19 protein-coding genes are annotated in these 20,101 nt (G+C 41.8%); 6 read left to right on the top strand and 13 right to left on the bottom strand.

Annotation, left to right across the window (positions count from 1 at the left end; translation table 11 throughout):
- Position 1 precedes the first annotated feature (1 nt).
- Genes KJK34_RS05600 through KJK34_RS05590 form a run of 3 tightly spaced genes read left to right on the top strand, consistent with a single transcriptional unit; the run spans position 2 to position 2,786 of the window.
- Complete coding sequence (locus KJK34_RS05600; RefSeq protein ID WP_223052884.1) at positions 2–1,492, top strand: SusD/RagB family nutrient-binding outer membrane lipoprotein; 1,491 nt, start codon at positions 2–4, stop codon at positions 1,490–1,492.
- Positions 1,493–1,510: 18 nt separating this feature from the next.
- The gene (locus KJK34_RS05595; protein WP_223052883.1) at positions 1,511–2,266 is read left to right on the top strand and encodes a BT_2262 family domain-containing protein; all 756 of its coding nucleotides are present in this window, start codon (positions 1,511–1,513) and stop codon (positions 2,264–2,266) included.
- A 13-nt stretch (positions 2,267–2,279) separates the two neighbouring features.
- On the top strand, positions 2,280–2,786 hold the full coding sequence (locus KJK34_RS05590) for a lipid-binding protein (protein WP_223052882.1): 507 nt from the start codon (positions 2,280–2,282) through the stop codon (positions 2,784–2,786).
- 73 nt (positions 2,787–2,859) lie between these two features.
- On the opposite strand, the gene KJK34_RS05585 is transcribed toward KJK34_RS05590, so the two are convergent.
- Positions 2,860–5,598 (bottom strand): fibronectin type III domain-containing protein, encoded by a 2,739-nt coding sequence (locus KJK34_RS05585; RefSeq protein WP_223052881.1) that lies wholly within the window; start codon positions 5,596–5,598, stop codon positions 2,860–2,862.
- A gap of 288 nt (positions 5,599–5,886) precedes the next feature.
- Between KJK34_RS05585 and rlmB the strand changes: the two genes are divergently transcribed.
- On the top strand, positions 5,887–6,624 hold the full coding sequence (gene rlmB, locus KJK34_RS05580) for a 23S rRNA (guanosine(2251)-2'-O)-methyltransferase RlmB (RefSeq protein ID WP_223052880.1): 738 nt from the start codon (positions 5,887–5,889) through the stop codon (positions 6,622–6,624).
- A 1-nt stretch (position 6,625) separates the two neighbouring features.
- Here rlmB and KJK34_RS05575 read toward each other — a convergent pair whose 3' ends face one another.
- Both KJK34_RS05575 and KJK34_RS05570 read right to left on the bottom strand, forming a co-directional pair.
- On the bottom strand, positions 6,626–7,447 hold the full coding sequence (locus KJK34_RS05575) for a rhomboid family intramembrane serine protease (protein ID WP_223052879.1): 822 nt from the start codon (positions 7,445–7,447) through the stop codon (positions 6,626–6,628).
- Positions 7,448–7,496: 49 nt separating this feature from the next.
- Positions 7,497–8,369, bottom strand: a complete 873-nt coding sequence (locus KJK34_RS05570; RefSeq protein ID WP_223052878.1) for a hypothetical protein — start codon at positions 8,367–8,369, stop codon at positions 7,497–7,499.
- Between the two features lie 97 nt (positions 8,370–8,466).
- On the opposite strand from KJK34_RS05570, the gene KJK34_RS05565 reads away from it, so the two are divergent.
- Positions 8,467–9,744: a replication-associated recombination protein A gene (locus KJK34_RS05565; RefSeq protein WP_223052877.1), complete on the top strand. Its 1,278-nt coding sequence runs from the start codon at positions 8,467–8,469 to the stop codon at positions 9,742–9,744.
- Between the two features lie 29 nt (positions 9,745–9,773).
- Here KJK34_RS05565 and KJK34_RS05560 read toward each other — a convergent pair whose 3' ends face one another.
- The 6 genes from KJK34_RS05560 to radC form a co-directional block, all read right to left on the bottom strand.
- Positions 9,774–10,514 carry a hypothetical protein gene (locus KJK34_RS05560; protein ID WP_223052876.1) on the bottom strand — a complete coding sequence of 247 codons (741 nt, stop codon included), beginning with the start codon at positions 10,512–10,514 and terminating at the stop codon, positions 9,774–9,776.
- Between the two features lie 4 nt (positions 10,515–10,518).
- Complete coding sequence (locus KJK34_RS05555) at positions 10,519–11,208, bottom strand: YjjG family noncanonical pyrimidine nucleotidase (RefSeq protein WP_223052875.1); 690 nt, start codon at positions 11,206–11,208, stop codon at positions 10,519–10,521.
- A complete protein-coding gene (locus KJK34_RS05550) occupies positions 11,208–11,702 on the bottom strand; it encodes a hypothetical protein (protein WP_223052874.1) in 495 nt (164 codons plus the stop codon). The genes KJK34_RS05555 and KJK34_RS05550 overlap by 1 nt, the downstream gene beginning before the upstream one ends.
- Positions 11,695–13,053, bottom strand: coding sequence for an ABC transporter permease (locus KJK34_RS05545; RefSeq protein WP_223052873.1), 1,359 nt, complete (start codon positions 13,051–13,053; stop codon positions 11,695–11,697). Before KJK34_RS05545 ends, KJK34_RS05550 begins: the two co-directional genes overlap by 8 nt.
- Complete coding sequence (locus KJK34_RS05540) at positions 13,050–13,679, bottom strand: ABC transporter ATP-binding protein (protein ID WP_223052872.1); 630 nt, start codon at positions 13,677–13,679, stop codon at positions 13,050–13,052. The genes KJK34_RS05545 and KJK34_RS05540 overlap by 4 nt, the downstream gene beginning before the upstream one ends.
- 114 nt (positions 13,680–13,793) lie before the next feature.
- Positions 13,794–14,492, bottom strand: coding sequence for a RadC family protein (radC, locus tag KJK34_RS05535; RefSeq protein WP_223052871.1), 699 nt, complete (start codon positions 14,490–14,492; stop codon positions 13,794–13,796).
- Positions 14,493–14,588: 96 nt separating this feature from the next.
- Here radC and KJK34_RS05530 point away from each other — a divergent pair, with 96 nt between their 5' ends.
- On the top strand, positions 14,589–15,158 hold the full coding sequence (locus KJK34_RS05530; RefSeq protein WP_223052870.1) for a DUF1287 domain-containing protein: 570 nt from the start codon (positions 14,589–14,591) through the stop codon (positions 15,156–15,158).
- Between the two features lie 2 nt (positions 15,159–15,160).
- On the opposite strand, the gene KJK34_RS05525 is transcribed toward KJK34_RS05530, so the two are convergent.
- The 4 genes from KJK34_RS05525 to KJK34_RS05510 form a co-directional block, all read right to left on the bottom strand.
- Positions 15,161–15,463, bottom strand: a complete 303-nt coding sequence (locus KJK34_RS05525) for a GNAT family N-acetyltransferase (protein WP_223052869.1) — start codon at positions 15,461–15,463, stop codon at positions 15,161–15,163.
- Between the two features lie 87 nt (positions 15,464–15,550).
- Positions 15,551–17,359 (bottom strand): cytochrome c oxidase subunit I, encoded by a 1,809-nt coding sequence (locus KJK34_RS05520; RefSeq protein ID WP_223052868.1) that lies wholly within the window; start codon positions 17,357–17,359, stop codon positions 15,551–15,553.
- Between the two features lie 30 nt (positions 17,360–17,389).
- Complete coding sequence (locus KJK34_RS05515) at positions 17,390–18,574, bottom strand: cytochrome c oxidase subunit II (RefSeq protein WP_223052867.1); 1,185 nt, start codon at positions 18,572–18,574, stop codon at positions 17,390–17,392.
- A gap of 19 nt (positions 18,575–18,593) precedes the next feature.
- On the bottom strand, positions 18,594–20,078 hold the full coding sequence (locus KJK34_RS05510) for a quinol:cytochrome C oxidoreductase (protein ID WP_223052866.1): 1,485 nt from the start codon (positions 20,076–20,078) through the stop codon (positions 18,594–18,596).
- Positions 20,079–20,101 lie beyond the last annotated feature (23 nt).

The following is a 20,101-nucleotide window of genomic DNA, read 5'->3' as shown; positions in this document are numbered from 1 at the left end:
TATGAAAAGTATATATAAAGTAATATTAATAGCAACTATAGGGCTGTTTGTATCCTGCGATGAAGACCTGGATATTAACCGCAACCCTAACACGCCTAATGAAATTAATGCCGGGCTTGCGCTTACCTCAGCAGAGGCATCGCTTGCCATGGTAGTAGGCGATGAGCTTACCAACCTGGGCGGTTTTTATGCACAATACCACACACAGTCGCCCAGTGCGAGCCAGTATGAAAGTATAGACCAGTATAACCTTAACACAGGTTATGCCAACAGGTTCTGGACGGAGTTATATTCAGGTTGCCTGAATGACCTGAAGTATGTAAAAGAAGAATCTGATGCGGCTGGCGATACTGCTTCGGCTCTTATTTCAGAACTTTTAAGGGCTTATACCTATCAGCTGCTGGTAGATCTTTTTGATGATATACCTTATACTGAAGCTTTACAGCAGGAGTCGGGTAATATAACCCCGGCATTAACATCCGGAGAAGAAGTATATGCCGACCTGCTGGACAGGATAGATGCTGCCGTTGCTGCTTATAACACCAACCCTACAGAGGCCGAAGTAGCCTCGCAGGATGTTATTTATGGCGGCAATATGGACAGGTGGATAGAGTTTGCTAATACACTGAAACTTAAAATGTACCTGAGGATGGCCTATACATCAATGGCTGACCCCGGCGCGGTTAACGCACTTATAGCTGAAGGCAATTTTCTTACTGAAGATGCTGCCTTTTCTAACTTTGCCGATACGGATGACAAAAGAAATCCGTTTTATGAAGTACAGTTTGACCAAACCGGTCTGGGTGATGTTAACCACATAGCAAGCAACACACTGCTATTGTTTTATGAAGGTAACGGCGACCCAAGGCTTTCGGCAGTTTACAGGGCGAGCAGTGCCGGCACTTACCTTGGTATAGAGCAGGGAACAGGTAATGACTTTAACGATACTGCACAGGCTTATGCAAGGCCAAATGTTGGGCCATTTACACCTGTGTTTTTTATGAGCGTTACCGAAAGTTACTTTTTACAGGCAGAGGCGCTGGTGCGCTATAGCGGCGGTACAGGTGCTAAGGAAATGTATGACATGGCTGTAGAAGCTTCTTTTGACACGTATAAAGAATATTTCGGATTGAGCAATGATGCAGACCCTTCAGCGTTAACCGGTGCAGGAGGCGCTTATGAATATACAGATGCCGGTAGTATAGAAGCAAATATAAGGCAGATAATGGTTCAGAAATGGGCATCTTTACCTTATATCAATAACATCGAATCGTATATTGAAACAACCCGCACCAAATTCCCTGAGGTTGTTGAGGAAGGCACACAGGATTATACTGAAGGCAACAGGATACCGTCATCTATTTCTGTTTTGGGTGGTACTACTGTACCAAGCATATTATTCTACCCTGATGACGAAGTAAACAGGAATCCTAACATTACACAAAGGGCAACCATCACCGAAAATGTTTGGTGGGACCAAAAACCCGAATAACTAAAAAAGTAAATTGACATGAAAGCATTATATAAAATAAAGTTTTACGCACTGGCGGCTACAGGGTTACTTGCCCTGAATGCCTGTAGTACGGAAGACCCTATAACATCTACGGTGACTAACTATGCTGTTATCACACCTAATAATGATGATAAGAATCCGTATGTACTGGCTCCCGGCGAAACATATGAAGAGTTTGGCGCAGTAGCTTTAGAAGACGGCACCGAACTGGATGTAGAAACTTCTTACACCCGCGGACATTTTACAGGAGAACTGTTTGACCCGAATTCTACAGACAATCCGAGAGATTTTTATTCTGCAAGATACAGTGCCGAAAACCAGGACGGTTTTAGTGCATCGCAGATGAGGGATATAATAGTTACCGAAACAGGTGATTTTGAAACCAGTATTGCAGGTGCATACCTTTCTACAGTTGTAAGGGATGGAACTGCATCTGCACAATATACCAATATGGGATATGTGCTTATATGGCAGACAGGTGAAAATACATTCGAAATATCAGATGCTCTTGGAGGCTACTATGACATCGGACGTGCTTATGGCACAGACTATATTAATCCGGGTGGTGTAATAATAGCTAATGATATAGCAGCAAACGATTTTTCTACACCGGGAACACAAACCAATATAGCTTTTGGAGGTAATTCTACTATAGATTCTTTTTCTGTAGACCAGGAAGCTAAAACCATCGATATGGTAGTATCATGGGAAGGTTATACGTTTGAAATTCACCTGGAGCAAATTCAACCTTAAAATGCAAACAGATATGAAAAACATTAAAATAAAAATAACAGCCATTTTACTTTGTGTATTTGCCTTGCCGGCTTTTACATCTTGTGATGACCAGGGCTATGACGATTATGATGCAGGGGAAACCCCTGTACAGGCCATGAGCGGTGAATGGTTTATAGATATTACCGATGATGCAACCGGCGATTTGCTTGTAGCCCATGCATTGCACAAAACCTATAATACCGGTACAGGCTCTGATGAAACAATGTATATTAACGACCAGCAGAACGGCTGGTGGCTTGGTGGCATTGTAAACATAAATCTTGATGATTTAACCTTTAGTGTTACTGATGAGGAAAACTTTCAGGATCCGGGTACCACTTTTACTATAACAGAAGGCAAGATAATGAGGAATGCCGCAACATCGCCAACCGGTGCAACTGTTGACAGTATTTACTTTAAAGCTACTTTTAGTTATGACCCTGAATCAGTACTTTCATTTTCAGGATACAGGCGAACAGGTTTTGTAGAAGAAGAATAGTTAGCAATAGCTTCTTATTATAATTAAGAAAGCCGCCCTTGTGGGCGGCTTTTCTGTCTTAAAAACGGAATTACTAATTAACAATCACTTTTACATTATATACTTTGTTAGAGTGTATCTTCAATATATATACTCCTGTTGGCAGGCTCTGGTTAATCAAAGAGAAGTTATAATCGTTGATGTTCTCTGAAGTATAAAACAGGTTACCTGTCATATCAAAAACATCAATCTGGTCAATCGGATATTTACATTTAATATACGTTTTCTCTCCTGCCTTAACAGGGTTAGGATAAACCATTACTGCATTCTGGCTGCTAAACTCATCTAAGCCTGCGGTATCATCTAAAATCTGGAAGGTTACCCTGTTAGAAACTTCATTGTAAGAGTCGTCAGTAAATATTACAATAAAATATTCGCCCGGCGTGGTTGGCATGTTTTCATCAGGAATTATTTTACTTCCTTCCGGTTGGCCATCAAAATACGTATAGCTTACCAGCGGGTCAACATTAGGCTCGTCTCCCTCGTGGTAAATACCCAGCCAGTCTTTAATAATACCGGGAGCGTCTGTCCAGGTGGCTATAATATTTTCGTTCAGGTTATAAATGGTATTGTTTATGGCAAGCTGGGTAATCTGGCTTCCCACCTGGAAGAACACCTTCTGCCCTACCGTGTCATAACCATCTTCAAGGAAATACTGCACAAAATAATAACCGTCTGCAAGCCCTTCGAATGTTAATTCACCTTCGGCTGCATACACATACTCCCACTGCGTAGAGTTGATACTGCCGGGTATATGGCCTACCTTATAAATACCTATCCAGTCGTTTGTAAGCGCAGGGCCATTGGCAAAAGTTACGGTTACAGGGTTGCCTGATTCATACACATTCTGGTCGGTATCCACCGTTACAAACGGGCCTACATAAAAATATTTTCTCTCAACAATTTCATTATATGTATCGTTTTCCATTAATGTAGCATAATACCTGCCCACCTGGCTTAGCCCGTTAAACGTAATGTTGCCGCTTGTCTGGCCATTCGTATATTGCCATGCCTGCGATGGGCTGGCGCTGCCCGGTGTCTGCCCAACTTTATAAAGGCCTACCCAGTCGGTACCGTTGCCCGGAGTATCTGAAAATGATACGCTGATTGGCTCATTCACATTATAAGCAATTGTGTCAAGCTGTATTAGCGTATTGGCAAAGCTACTGTTGGTAACATTGAATGATTTTACCTCACTCCATTCAGACCATGAAAGGTTGCGGTCTCTGTGGCGTACTTTAACAAAATACTGCCCGTTAGGTATTTCATTTTCTGCAATAATTAGCTTAGTAATATCTACACCCTCCATCACGTTTGCAGAAGTATCTACCTGTGTGCCTACCGGCCCGTAAAGGTCTTCAAAGTCGCGGTAAACATCTTTTTCAAGGATTTCAAATTCAGCATTTTTACCAATCATAAACTGGGTACTGTTAAGCAGCTCTTCAGATGTTGTAGTGTAAGGGGAACTTTCTATAGTAAGGGGAAGCTCTACATCGCCACCATCAAAATCATTTACAATTTCGGGCTTTGCCGGTGCAGGCAAGCCTTTATAATGATGGAACTCATCCATAAGCTCATTGTCTTTCCATTGGTACACGCTGCCAATTGAATATGACTCAACATCAAAATTACCGTTGTTTACATCTACATCTACAATCTGGTACATCCAGTTAGAGATGGTTTTCTGTACATCTTCATAGTTGGCTTCGGCAGCCATACCCCAGTATTGGTCCCATGCCACACCACCTGAAATAATCTGGTAGGTTGGCGTATTTTTAAGCTGCCCCCTGTGGTACAGGTGGTGGTGCGCCCCTACGTGCAGTATGTGCTTTGGAGAAGTAACCAGTACAGGCATAACGGTATTACGCACCCACTGCGAAATATCGCCTATGTATTGCTCTGCCTGGTAAGGCCTGTGCCCCAATGATATTATCCAGTCAACCGTTTCGTCTTCGTTAGCTGCGGCAAGTACCTGGTTTACCCATGTAAGCTGCTGTAATCCGGTATGTTCTGTATCAAGTGCTATAAAAAGCACATTACCAACCTGGTTGGCATAATAATTTTCTGTTCCAGATGATATACCCTGATACGACATTTCGTCAAGCACATAGTGGTCATAATAGGCCTGCATGGCAAGGGTACCATAAGTCTCGTGGTTACCCACAAGCGTTTGTATCGGCAGGTAGCCCGATAGCGCTTTGTTTTTCTTAAAGTGTACGTTTTCATAATGATCAAGCGTACCGACATCTACCTGGTCGCCCACCATAACTGTAAGGGCAATATTATCCGAAGGGTCGGCTAAAAGCCCCCACTTCTGTGCAATTTTTCTTTTTGCGGCAGAAACAAGCGAGTCGAACCTTGGCACGTTGCGCATCTGGTTATCGCCCATGATAAGGAAGCGCAGGTGCCCGTCTGCGGTAGCGGCCTGCCCTGCAAGCGGCATAGTGCGGAAAGAATAGACATCAGAGGTTAATGCACCCGTTTTAACACGATAATAGTATTTCGTGTTAGGTTCAAGCCCGTCAACCTTTACTGTATGGTAGTAATAGTTTGCAGGATAACCTGTGTCCGAAAATACAGATGCGTTTCCTGTAGCAGTTGTGGTAAGGCTTTCCGGGCTGCTGCCATACTCTACTATAGATTCTGTGTTGCCATCCGTTTTCCAGTTAACATAAATGGATGTAGGTGTCGCTGCCTGTAAATACGGATTTAATGTTTGTGCTTTTAAGAACAGGCTGCTTAAAAGCACAAGCAGGAAGTAAAATTTTTTCATGTTGCGTTGTGTGAATAAAGTTTAGAAAAATATGCCCAAAAGTACCTGTTACAAACGCTAAGGATATTAGCTGATTTTTAAAGTAGCATTATGAAATAGAAAGCGAATTGTTATGCAGATTATATTTGCGTTATGCTGTAAAAACAGCTTGACTGATATAACTGAAACCTTTTATGCCTTGTCTTTCTATAATTATAAATTATACCTGCACAAAAAATAAACGAAGGTGGATTTAATCTTAAAACAATAAAAAATTATAATCTTGATGCTAACCATTATCTTTGCAGCATGGAAAATAAGGAACACCAGATATTCGGCATACGCGCCATAATAGAGGCGATACATTCAGGAAAAGAAGTAGATAAGGTTTTTATTCAGAAAGACGCACAGGGCGACCTTATGCGCGATTTGATGAAGGTTTTAAAGCAACATAATATCAACTTTAGCTATGTTCCTGTTGAAAAGCTTAACAGGCTTACACGCAATAACCACCAGGGCGCCGTGGCAAGTATATCGCCGGTGGCGTTTCATGACCTTGAAACTTTAACCGAAAGTGTGCTGGAAAGCGGGAAGACCCCGCTGTTCCTGATACTCGACCAGCTGAGCGATGCGCGCAATTTCGGCGCAATAATCCGAACTGCAGAGTGTACAGGCGTTAACGGTATTATCGTACAAAAGCAAGGCGCCGCACCTGTTAACGGTGATACCGTTAAAACATCTGCCGGGGCTGTTTTTAATGTGCCTATATGCAAAGTAGCCCATATTAAAGATGCTATTTTCCATTTGCAGGCATGCGGTATTAAAACCGTTGCTGCCACAGAGAAAACCGACGACACAATATATGATATTGATTTTACCGCACCCGTTGCCATAGTTATGGGTAGTGAGGACAGGGGTATAAATCCTTCGGTACTTAAAATAACCGATGAAAAGGCAAAGCTGCCTATGTATGGCAGCATATCATCGCTAAATGTATCGGTTGCATGCGGTGCCTTTTTATATGAGGCAGTAAGGCAGCGTATGTAGTTTACGCACCTTCTTCTTTTTCAGGATTATTTTCAGGAGCTTGCTGCTGTACAGGCTTATATTGGTACAATATTGTAATTCCGGGTATGGTTGCAGAATGGGGTATTGCATTACCTGAATCTGTTTCTTGTTCCGGTTCAGGTTCAGGCTTTGGCGGATTAACAAAGTTACCATTCTCATCAAAACGCTTCATAAAAGCATCCTGCTGCGGGTCAAAGTCAGGGCGCTGCCAGTCATATACAATCGGTTTTTGGTAATCAGGCGAATCATAAAATCTTGAAAATAAAAACCCGGTAACCAAACCGCCCAAATGCCCCTCCCATGATATGCCTTCATCCACATCAGGAAAAACATACCATATCATACCGCCATATAACATTATTATGGTGAGCGAAAGTGCTACCAGCCTGTAATAACCGGTCTGTATTCCTTTAAAGAACATAAAGCTCACCAGCACATAAATCAGCCCACTGGCGCCGATGTGGTACGATTCCCGCCCTATCAGCCACGTTATAAAACCCGACAATACTATACCATAACCTATAATTTGTAATGCGTGCCTGCGGTAAAAAAATCGTAGTGCGGCTATAAGCACTACAAGTGCCACAGAATTATTATATAAATGTTCCAGGCTGCCATGCAGAAACGGGCTAAAAAGTATTCCGCGCATGCCTTTAAGCGTACGCGGATATACACCGTAATGGTTTAAATATATATGGAATTTTACCTCTATCCAGTATATAAGCCACAATACCAGTACACCCAGTAAAGGCCATGTAAACACGGATGCAGAAAAAGTAAAGCGGTTGTCGTTATTGGTCATGCAGCTACCGCTTCAAAAAATTAACCAAAAGTAATTTACTGTTAAAATGTCAGTTAGCTACTACTGTTTCCGCTTCAATAACATAATCCCATTTACCCACTGCGCGCCATTCCTTTCCGCTCAGTTCGCCATATTCATTCGGAATAAAAGAAGTATATATAAAAGAGTTGCCTTTCGTAAACCGAATTTTATGCTTTAAATTAGGCACGGCAGATATAAGCCCTGTTTTAGATTGTATCCAGAAAGTTTCATATAGGCCGTCTTCATAGGCAGGGATAATAAAGACAATGCAGGCTCCCTGTGGCGGAATCCTGATGTTATAGCTGCTGATGTCTGCTGTGACCCATTTGTTCCCTTCTTTATTTTCTACCAGTATATCTTTGCCAAGTAAGGGATTACCCGGCATGTTTGTTATTGTATCTAAAGCATATACATTGGCTTTAAAGGGAAGAAACTTCAGGCCTTTTACACCTGAATTATTACCGTTGGTTACCCTGAACTTCAGTTTTGTTATCAGCCTGCCGGCAGGGGCTTCAATAAGCCTTGCAACCTTATCGCCATACGAAAAATTGAGGTGGAGCGGAGCCAGCGTATCTTTACCGGATTTGATATCTATTAAAACTTCATTAAGTACATTGCTGTTCTTTTTTAATTCGAAAACCCTGCGCAAAGCAACAGAATCTTTAGGAATGACACGTGTTGCATAATTAATATGGCTTACAATAATAGTTTTAAAGTTATACTGCATATCAACCTTTACATTGCCATTATAATTAGTAGGCGCTACAAAAACAGAATCGGTATAAACATCTGCATCTGTAACCGGCTTACCTGTACCCTGCTCTATAAATCGTAACGTTTGTTGTTGTGCGTGTAACTGTATTGCTAACGGCAGCAGCAGTAATAGTAGTTTTATCTTCATAATGTATTGGCTGGTTTAATACAACGGTTGTTGTTGCAAAGTAGTATTTAGCATTTTTAAAACATGCAGATTTCAACCAAATCTGTAATTTTACGTTATGGAAGCACCTTTGGCAGAACGCATACGCCCACAGCAGTTATCAGAATATATAAGCCAGTTGCACCTGGTGGGGCTTAACGGCTCATTAACGCACCAGATAAGCCGTGGCATTATACCATCATTAATACTTTGGGGGCCACCGGGAACAGGCAAAACCACGCTTGCACAAATTATTGCACACGAATCTAAACGCCCGTTTTATGAGCTTAGTGCTATTAATTCAGGGGTAAAAGAAGTGCGTGATGTAATCGAAAAAGCCAAGCAAAGCGGCGGGTTATTCACAACTAAAAATCCTATATTATTTATCGATGAGATACACCGCTTTAGCAAATCGCAACAGGATTCGCTCCTTGCAGCAGTAGAAAAAGGCTGGGTTACACTTATTGGCGCCACTACCGAAAACCCGAGCTTTGAAGTGATACCGGCTTTGCTATCGCGTTGCCAGGTATATGTACTGGAGGCCTTTTCACGTGAAGACCTTGAAGCGCTGCTGCACCGCGCCATGGCTAAAGATGAGGTGCTGAAGCAGAAAAATATTGAACTGAAGGAAACTGAGGCGTTACTGAGGCTATCGGGCGGGGACGGGCGTAAGCTGCTGAATGTTTTTGAGCTTGTAGTGAATGCATCTGAAGGAGACGATATTGTTATTACCAACGAAAGGGTAATGCAGCTTGCCCAAAAAAATACTGTCTTATATGACAAAACAGGTGAGCAGCACTATGACATAATTTCCGCTTTTATAAAGTCAATGCGTGGTAGCGACCCTAACGGAGCGGTTTACTGGCTTGCAAGGATGATTGAAGGTGGTGAAGACCTGAAATTTATTGCCCGCCGTATGCTGATCCTGGCAAGTGAAGATATTGGCAATGCCAACCCAACTGCACTTATCATGGCTAATAATACTTTTCAGGCGGTGAGCACTATAGGTTACCCTGAATCAAGGATTGTACTGAGCCAGTGTGCTGTCTACCTTGCCACATCGCCTAAAAGCAATGCAAGCTATATGGCTATCGGCAAAGCACAACAGGTGGTAAGGCAAACAGGCGACCTGCCTGTACCGCTGCACCTTCGCAACGCTCCTACCAAGCTAATGAAAGAACTGGGCTATGGTGATGAATATAAATATGCCCACGATTACAATAATAATTTTGCCGACCAGGAATTTTTACCTGATGATATCAGCGGGACAAAATTTTATGACCCGGGGCAAAACAGCCGCGAAAACAGCACAAGGGAATTTTTAAAAAACCGCTGGCGCGATAAGTACGGATATTAAAATTCAGAAGTCAGAATAAAGCTTTATGACTAAAACTTGATATTTAGCTTTTCGCTTATTAATTTGTCATTTTGGTAGTATTCAAAAAACCAGTCGTTACCTTTCTTAAAAACAACGCCATTTTTACCTTCACCTACTGCAGTAAATGAGTCCTGTTGAGAGGTTTTATATATTTTAAGCACTACTTTAGGGGTACTGTCTACCAGTTGATAGCCATTGGCAATAGGCTGTGCAAACAACATATCAATATTTACAACCTGCTCTGCCTGCGGAGTGGCAGAAGGCACATAAACCGTAACCGTTTCCGTTTTAGTCACAGGTGTTTGTATGGTTACAGTTTCAGTTTCGCCATTATACTGATAATTCAGTGCTTCCACCGAAGCTGATGCTTCGCGTAACGCTTCATAATATGCCCTTTGTACATTCTTCTGCTTGCTCTCTCCTTTTTCAGAAACAAAAACTTCTTTACCTTTACAGTCTTTCAGCTTAATTATTACCCCTGTTTTAAGCATGTTCGACTCTTTTGCTAAATCAGCATACAACGCTTTACAGCGGTTCATAATTAATTCATCAGGCAGTTCCTGCCCCCTGTAAACAGTAAAGCCATTTTTTTCAAACATCATCGCCACAAGGTTGTTCAGGTTAAATTCGCCTGTCGCCCTTTGCAGTTCAAACCTGTCCGGCACTACAACATATTTATAGCTGTTCAGGTCCTGTGCAAAGCCAGTTACGGCACATAGCATCAATAAGCAAAAAAGTAATTTTTTCATCGCTTTAAAGTAAGTTCTTGATTTGGGAAAGGTGCTGCACCTGTACTACCGATGGGTGCGCTTCTTTATTAAACTCGTTAAAATATATGGCATCAAGCCCGCAACTGATTGCACCCTGCACATCGGCTTCTATACAATCACCTATCATTATGCTTGTTGCTTTCTCTGCCCCGGCAGCTTTTATGGCATATTCAAAAATATCCGGGTGCGGCTTTTTGCACCCCGCCAGCTCAGAGTTGGTAACTGTTGTAAAATAATGGAGTATTCCGGCATTTTTAAGTTTGCCTTCCTGTACGGTATGAAAACCATTTGTAATTATATGCAGGCTGTACTTTGGTTTAAGGTATTCTAAAAGTTCTGTTGCCCCTTCATATAAATGATTAAAAGTAGGTAGATGTGCAATATAATCTTCAGATAACAACTCAAGCAGTACATCATCCATATCATATTGCAGTGTATCAAAAGCATCTTTAAGCCTGCCATAGCGAAGCTGCTGCTGACTTATGTGCCCATCACGGTACAGTTTCCAGTACTTCATGTTAATTGGCACATACTCTTTCACAAAAACCTGCGCATCTACCCCTACTTTATGCTTTTTAAGTATGGTTTCAAATGCAAGCGCAGAGTTTTTCTCAAAATCCCACAAAGTATGGTCGAGGTCAAAAAAAACTGTCTTTTTCCCGGCTATACGCATTATCTGCCTTTTACAATTACAGCATTATCTATATGATAAATCCAATCGTCAACATCACTGTCATTATAACGGAAATTTCCCTGCAGGGTTACATACTGGTCGGTTTTAAGCCTGATAAAAGGGTCTTTAAACTTTATGCCCATAATGGTTTCCGGCCCGGCCTGTCCGCAAAAAAAACAGGAAGCAAATACGTTCTTACTCAGCGCGTAAGTCTTATTATCTATGGGGATAATAAAACCACTCATTACTATAGGCTTCTTGTTCTTTGCTTTCAGGGTTGTATTTACAATCGGGAACATTACGCCTTCAGGATAGTCATCCGTCACTCTCTTCACATATTTTATCTGCCCCAGCAACTTCCAGGAAAGGGTATCGGCAACGGCTGTAGTATATAATGCCTTATCCGTTTTTGAATATGATGATGGTGTAACTGCCGATGTAAGCATAAATCCGGCAAATAAAAGTGTTGTAAGTATAAAAATTGTTTTACGCATTTGCAAGTGTTTTAGATATATTGAGACTATAGGCTTTAATTGCCGGTATCAGCGCCGCAATAATTCCCACAGCTATTGTAAGCAGGAATAAATATCCTTCTTTATCCCACACAAAGGTAAAAGGATTAAAAGACATTTTAAACTCCTCTTCAGACGATCCGGATATTAAAACCAAACCAATCCTTCCAACAATCGTTCCAAACACAAAGCCCGTAACACATAAAATAAGGCTTTCTATTAATACTAAAGATAATAACTCAGTACGGCTCGCACCATTTACCCTTAGCAGGGCAAACTCATACTTGCGCTCTTTTAGCGTATTAAACAAAGCTATGAATATACTGATGCCTGAAATCAGCATAATGCCGTAAGCAAGGTACTGTAGTGCCTGTAACCCTATCCCAAACAAGCTGAAAAGGCGGTTTATTTCTTTACCAGGAGATGCCGCCTGCATTTTAGTATTCATGGGTATCATGTACTGCCACGACAACAGGGCAGGCTTGTTTTTCATTTTTAAGAGTACAGCAGTTATTTCTTTACCTGCTTCGCTAATTTCAGCTTCATGGTCATGATCGTGGTCATGGTCATGTTCACGGTCGTGTGTGTGAGCTTCAGCGTGATTGTGGTGATCGTCATGTGCATCACTTCCTTCATGAGCATGAGCTTCATGATTGTGGTCGTGAGCCTCGCCCTCTGCATGCTCGTGATTATGGGCATTCTCTCCTTCATGGTCATGCCCATGGTCATGAATAGCCCATACACTTGGTATTGTGCATAAAATAAGGTTATCTACTACTTTACCTGTTTTAGCGGCGATACCGGTAACGGTATAAGCATGTGTGTCATGTACTTCTCCTTCCGCACTGTCACCATGAGACCCAAAAAATTCATCGCCAATCTTTAACTGCATCTTTTCGGCTACTGCGCTGCCAACTACTACTTCAAAGTTTTCCCTGAAAATTTTACCCTGTGCCATTTTAGCACCATAATGCTCAAGGTAGGCTGGTGTAGTTCCCACTATTTTAAATCCATTGTAGTTATCGCCAAAAGCCAATGGTATGGCGGTCTCTACAAAAGGGTTGTCCATCCATGTTTTAGCTTCAGTGTAGCTGATGTTACCCGTAGGTGCATCTACCTGGTAAACGGCTGAGAGTATTAACTGTAACGGACTGCCCTGCGCCCCCATTACAAGGTCTATCCCCTCTACATTACTGTTGAATTTCTTTTCGAATTGTTCCTGCAATAAAATCAGTAGGGTTATAATAGCCACACTTGCCGTCAGCAATATGATGCTCAGCAGCGTGTTGAGTGGCTTAAACCAAATATTTTTCCAGGCTATTTTGGTAATCATGATAAGTTAATTTGGTTAAGAAAACGGTCTTTTAGCCTTTGGTCGTGCGTTACTATAACTAGTGCTGTGCCAAACTGACGGGCGAGCCTGTCGAGCATATCTGCAACCGTAAGTGCATTTTCATCATCAAGGCTCGATGTAGGCTCATCTGCCAAAAGCAGTTTTGGGTCGTTTATCAGCGCCCTTGCAATAGAAACCCTTTGCTGCTGCCCTATACTAAGGCGGGATGGCAGCTTGTTTAACTGATCCTGAAGGCCAAGCTGCACCAATAGTGCCTTTGCCTTTTCTGTTGCCTGCCTGCCTGTACCCAGCCATGAAGCCAACACTACATTTTCGAGTACGGTTAACGATTCTACAAAGTATGCCTGTTGTAAAACAAAGCCGATGTTTTTGCCCCTGAAGTTATCCAGCCTGCCATCGGGCATTGCAGCAATATTAGTATTGTCTATATTAATTTCGCCTGATTGCGGTTTTAGCAATCCTCCCAAAAGGTGCAACAGGGTAGTTTTACCTTTACCCGAGCCACCTGTTATGAGCAACGTGCTGCCCTTTTGCGCAACAATATCCGGAAAATTAAATGATGTACCTTTTCCATATGAAAAGGCTATGTTTTTTGTGCTTATCATGCAGTAAACATTTATTATGACTGCAAGTTAGCGAATTTACAGAGGAAACAAAAGTACTTTGATGTGCTGCCGGTAATAATTTATATCTGCGAAATCATACAGCTTAAAAAAGCATTATAGTATTCCCTCATCCGTGAAGCTCAGGTAGCTTTTTTCGGTTATAATTACATGGTCAAGCACCTTTACATCAAGGGCGTGGCCTGCGGCTTTAAGCTGGCGGGTTATTTGTTTATCCGCTTCGCTCGCCTTTAGCACCCCCGATGGATGGTTGTGAACCAGTATAACAGAAACTGCGTTATGCTCTAATGCTGTTTTAAAAACCAGGCGCACATCTACCAATGTGCCTGTTATACCGCCTTTGCTTAGTTGCGCTTTGTATATTACCTTATTGGAATTGTTCAGGTAGATGATCCAAAATTCTTCATGCGGAAGTTCGCCAATTATGGGCTGCATGATATCAAAAACGGCACGGCTGCTTGTTATCTGCTTTAAATCGGGGCCGCTCTCATCACGTCTCCTGCGACCAAGCTCCATTGCGGCAGCAATACTGATAGCTTTGGCTTCACCAATGCCTTTAAATTGCATTAGCTGCTGGATTGAAAGCTTACCAAGCGCCCCAAGCTGGTTATCTGCACTGGCAAGTATGCGTTTGCTTAACTCTACAGCACTTTCGTTACGGCTGCCGGAGCCAATAAGTATAGCAATAAGTTCCGCGTCACTAAGTGCAGCTTTGCCTTTCAGCATCAGCTTTTCACGTGGTTTATCGTCTTCTGCCCAGTATTTTATCGAAAAAGGGCTTTGTGTTTCTTCCATCAGTCAGCAGGATATCCTGCTAAAGTAAGTATTTTTTAAAACCACAGTATACTACACCTGAATATTATTACGTTTTTATTTACAAACCAATTGAAGATGAAATATTTCGCTTTATTATTTTTACTGGTAACGCTACCTGTTCAGGATAGTTTTTATGCGCGACTTTCTGACGCTGCACTGTCGCTCACCAAAGACCATGTAACTTATATCGGCGATTACGTAAAGATACCCTATCCTAATGGAGATGTACCGAAGAATACAGGTGTATGTACCGATGTTGTAATACGTGCTTACAGAAAACTGGGGATAGATTTGCAGAAGGAAGTGCACGAAGATATGAAAGCCAATTTTTCTAAGTATCCAAAAAACTGGGGGCTAAAATCAACTGATACCAATATAGACCACAGGCGCGTACCGAACCTGCAAACATTTTTTTCACGAAAAGGCACATCATTACCCGTAACAAAAAATGCAGCAGATTATAAACCGGGGGATATAGTAACATGGATGATCACACCCAGCCTGCCGCACATAGGTATTGTGGTAAATAAAAAAGCAAAAGATGGCAAGCGGTATATGATAGTACATAATGTAGGCCGCGGGCAGGAATTGGAAGATTGCCTTTTTCTGTATGACATATCCGGGCATTACCGCTATAAAAAATAATATTACATAGCAGTTTTGTCTGCAAGGACAGCCTTCCATTCGGGGTGTTCCGTAATATACTTGGCTACATAAGAACAGTTAGGCACTACTTTATACCCACGGTTCGCAGCATGCTGTAGTGCATTCTCCACGAGTTTCTTTGCTGCGCCTGTACCTCTTAATGCCTGCGGCGCTTCGGTATGGTTCATAAAAAGGACATCATCCTTCTTAATATAATCAATGATAGCTGTATGTTCTCCCACGTGCAGCTCATAACGGCTTTGCTGCTCATTAACGTTAAATGTAGTGTCTTTGGCTGTGCTCATAATACGTTCTTTTTATAAAGATACAGATTTACCAATTAAAAAAGCCCTTCTTTAACAAGAAGGGCTTCTATATCTATCGAAAAGCTATTAATGGTGTAGTTGCTCTTCGTTTGGTTTCATCGGAACGTTTTGCGGAACAAAGTCCTCATCATGGCCTGGCTTGCTGTAGTCATACGGCCACCTGTAAACTTCAGGTATTTCGCCCGGCCAGTTACCGTGCATGTGCTCTACCGGTGCAGTCCACTCAAGTGTGTTAGACTTCCAAGGGTTCATAGGCGCTTTCTTACCTTTAAATATACTGTAGAAGAAGTTCCACAGGAATACAAGCTGGAATGCCGCACCTATTATTGCAAACATTGTTATAAGCACGTTTACATCCTGAAGGTCGTCAAATAACGGGAAAGCAGTGTTAGTATAATAACGTCTTGGTAAGCCAGCCATACCTATAAAGTGCATCGGGAAGAATACACCATAAGCACATATTGCTGTTACCCAAAAGTGGATATAACCAAGGTTTTTATTCATCATCCTGCCGAACATCCTCGGGAACCAGTGGTAGATACCCGCAAACATACCATAAAGGGCAGAGATACCCATTACAAGGTGGAAGTGGGCTACCACGAAGTACGTATCGTGAACGTTGATGTCAAGTGTACTGTCTCCAAGTATGATACCTGTAAGACCACCTGTTATGAATGTAGATACAAGGCCTATAGAGAACAACATGGCTGGGTTAAGCTGAAGGTTACCCCTCCACAACGTTGTAATATAGTTAAATGCTTTAACTGCCGAAGGAATTGCAATAAGTAGTGTTGTAAAGGTAAACACCGAACCAAGGAACGGGTTCATACCCGAGATGAACATGTGGTGACCCCATACAATAGTTGAAAGGAATGCAATTGCAAGTATAGATGCAATCATGGCGCGGTAACCAAAAATTGGCTTACGGGCATTGGTTGCAATAATTTCTGATGTAATACCAAGGGCAGGAAGAAGTACAATATATACCTCTGGGTGGCCAAGGAACCAGAAAAGGTGCTCAAACAATACCGGAGAACCTCCTTGGTAATGTAATACTTCACCTGCGATAAAAATATCTGAAAGGAAGAATGATGTACCAAAACTCCTGTCGAACAATAAAAGTAATGCTGCTGAAAGAAGTACCGGGAATGATAATATACCAATAACGGCAGTGATAAAGAATGCCCATATAGTAAGCGGCATCCTTGTCATAGACATACCTTTTGTACGCAGGTTAATAACTGTTACAACATAGTTAAGTGAACCCATTAGTGAAGAAGCAATGAATATTGCCATAGATACCAGCCAAAGCGTCATACCTGCACCTGAGCCGGGTATAGCCTGTGGCAATGCAGATAGTGGCGGATAGATTGTCCAACCTGCAGATGCAGGGCCTGCTTCAACAAAAAGGGATAAAACCATTATAACTGAAGAGATAAAGAACATCCAGTATGAAAGCATGTTCATAAAACCGGAAGCCATATCCCTGGCACCAATCTGTAACGGAATAAGAAGGTTACTAAAGGTACCGCTCAAACCTGCCGTTAATACAAAGAATACCATTATAGTACCGTGTATTGTAACAAGAGCAAGGTAAATATCGTTACGCATTACGCCGTTTGGAGCAAACTTATCGCCAAGGAAAATCTTGAACATTGTGAATGACTCTTCCGGCCATGCAAGCTGCATACGGAATAATATTGACATCATGATACCGATGATACCCATGATAATACCGGTAATAAGATATTGCTTGGCAATCATCTTATGGTCGATGCTGAAGATATACTTTGTTATAAAAGTATCCTTGTGGTGGTGTTCGTGAGCATCATGATGACCGTGATCTCCGTGTATTTCGTGTCCTACTGCTGACATATTTTTTTAATTTGAATATATTAAAAAAGATTATTTCCTGATTAATTGTGCTACCATTGTTGAGTCTGCCGCAACTGTGGCGGTAGTATCAGCTTCTGCTGCAGGAGCTTCAGGCGCTGCCGGTGCAGCGGCATCCTGCTGTGCTTCCTTAACAGCAACCGAAAGAGGCTTAAGGCCTTTCAGCCATGTATTAAAGTCAGCTTCTGTATCAACAACAATTTTCATTTGCATGTTATAGTGAGATGCACCACAAATTTTATTACAAAGTAATATATAGTCAAAAGTATAAGGGTCTAAAGCCGACTCTCCTTTTGCAGTAAGCTCTGCACTTCTTGCAGACCTTATCTTATTTATGTTCGCAACTTTTTCTATTATCTGCGGGTCATTACGCATCTCTTCCGTAGTCATGGTCGGGGTAAATCCAAACTGAGTTACCATACCAGGCACAACGTTCATTTGCGCACGGAAGTGTGGCATATAAGCAGAGTGCAGTACATCCTGAGAACGGAACTTAAATATAACTTTTTTACCTTTTGGCAGGTGAAGCTCATTTGTGGTGATATCATCCTGTGCCGCAGGGTCGCTAAGGTCTATACCCATAGTATTTACACCTTCTATATACCTTACGTTAGCTTTACCAAGCATTCCGTCCGGCCCTGCATAACGCACTTCCCAGCTAAACTGCTTTGCATATACTTCTACATATATGGCATCATCTTTCTCCTCATCAAGGAACATGATGTTAGTCCATGCATAAAGGCCGTAAAGGATAAGCCCTGCAAGAACTATAACCGGTATAATGGTCCAGATAAACTCAAGTTTATCGTTATCTGCATAGTAAAAAGCTACTTTCTTTTCGTTACCCCTGTATTTGAATGAGAAGTAATGTAAAAGGAACTGCGTAATTATCTGTACAATAAATATAATCCACATAGAGATAGCCATAAGGTTATCATATTGTGGTCCGTGTTCTGAAGCCGGTGTACCCAGTGCAAGGTTACCCCATTTAACAAGAGAGTATATTGTAAAGATGTATATAAACCCTACAAAGGCAAACATCAGGTAACCATTCACATTATTATCCCTGTCATTAGCAACCTCACTGTTTTCTGTGTTTGAGGAAGACCCAATTTGTGTCAGGTGGAATATTTTAGTTAATTGCCATATTGCAATGCCTAATAAAACTAAAACTGCAATTATCAATAAACTTGTCATTTGTTTATTTCTTTAAATATTAATAATGAAAATGCTTACTCTCTTCCATCAATGGGTTGCGCTTAGCAAGAAGAGGCGCTTTGGTTAATGCCGTAAATACTACAAATATAAACAGGCCAAGGAAAAGAAGTATAGCACCTATTTCGCCTGCGCCGATAAACCAACGGTCTCCCACAGTTGCAGGCATAATCATATTGTAGAAATCAAGGTAGTGACCGCAAAGGATAATAATACCCGCCATAACCACTATCCATGATAAACGTTTAAAGTCGGTGTTGATAAGTATAAGAACCGGGAACACAAAGTTCATGGCTACCATACCAAAGAACGGAAGGTTATACTCTTCTATACGTGTAACATAATAAGTAACCTCTTCCGGTATATTGGCATACCACATAAGCATAAACTGAGAGAACCAAAGGTATGTCCAGAACACGCTGATACCAAACATAAACTTGGCAAGGTCGTGTATGTGGCTTGTGTTAACATACTCAAGATATCCTTTAGCTTTAAGGTAAAGTGTAATCATAGCTATTGCAGTAATACCGCTTACAAAGAAGCTTGCAAACACATACCAGCCAAATAATGTACTGTACCAGTGCGGGTCAACCGACATGATCCAGTCCCATGACATGATAGATTCTGTTACGATAAAGAAAACAAGGAATCCGGCAGACGCCTTAAAGTTTTTCTTATAATAAGTATTATCTGTAGCATCATCCTGAAGCAGTGAGTTTTTCCTTGCATACTGGCGGTAAAGTATCCATCCGCCCATAAAAAGAGCTGCTCTTATCAGGAAGAAAGGCCCGTTAAGGTAACCTGTTTTACCTTGTAGCAAATGGTCGTTAGCGACAACTTCTTCATCCATCCATATAAAAATATGGTGAAAATGCAGTACACCGAATACAAGCAGAACAAACACAATTACAGAACCCGGTATTAAATAAGCCGAGATAGCTTCCATAACCCTGAAAAGAACAGGAGACCAACCGGCCTGTGCTGCATTTTGTATAGCATAAAAAGCAAGCGCGCCAAGCGAAAGCAGCATAAAGAAAAGGGCAGCTACATATACTGCAGACCAGGGCTTGTTCTGAAGCTGGTGCAGTACGTGCTCTAAATGTTCATGGTGCTCATCTGCATGTGCAGCTTCTGCATCATGGCTTGCCGTAACGTGCTTTTCTAAATTTTCCATGTGCCCCCTGTCGTCATGTATGGCATGCTCTACAGCGTGGTCACCCTGAGGAACGGTTTCATGAAGCTCCTGAGTTGTATGTTGATGCCCGCCTTCACCTGGTGTAAGCTCAGCATCGTGCACTGTTGCTTCGGCATCAGGATGAGCGGCAGCGCCATGGTGTCCTCCATGTGCAGCTTCCTCCTCTTTCAGTATTTTTTCTACGTCTTCAATAGTTTTAGGTGCAGTTAAAAAACTATAGCCTATGCCAAGTATACCCAGCACGATAAGGACTAAGGAAAAAGTTTTTAATCTACTTGAAAATGTGTACATATTATATGCTTTCAGTGTTCTAC

Origin of the sequence: Flavobacterium coralii, from assembly GCF_019891545.1 — a bacterium.
Lineage (GTDB): Bacteria > Bacteroidota > Bacteroidia > Flavobacteriales > Flavobacteriaceae > Flavobacterium > Flavobacterium coralii.
The sequence above is the reverse complement of the archived record's forward strand: the minus strand, read 5'-3'. Positions and strand labels throughout refer to the sequence as shown.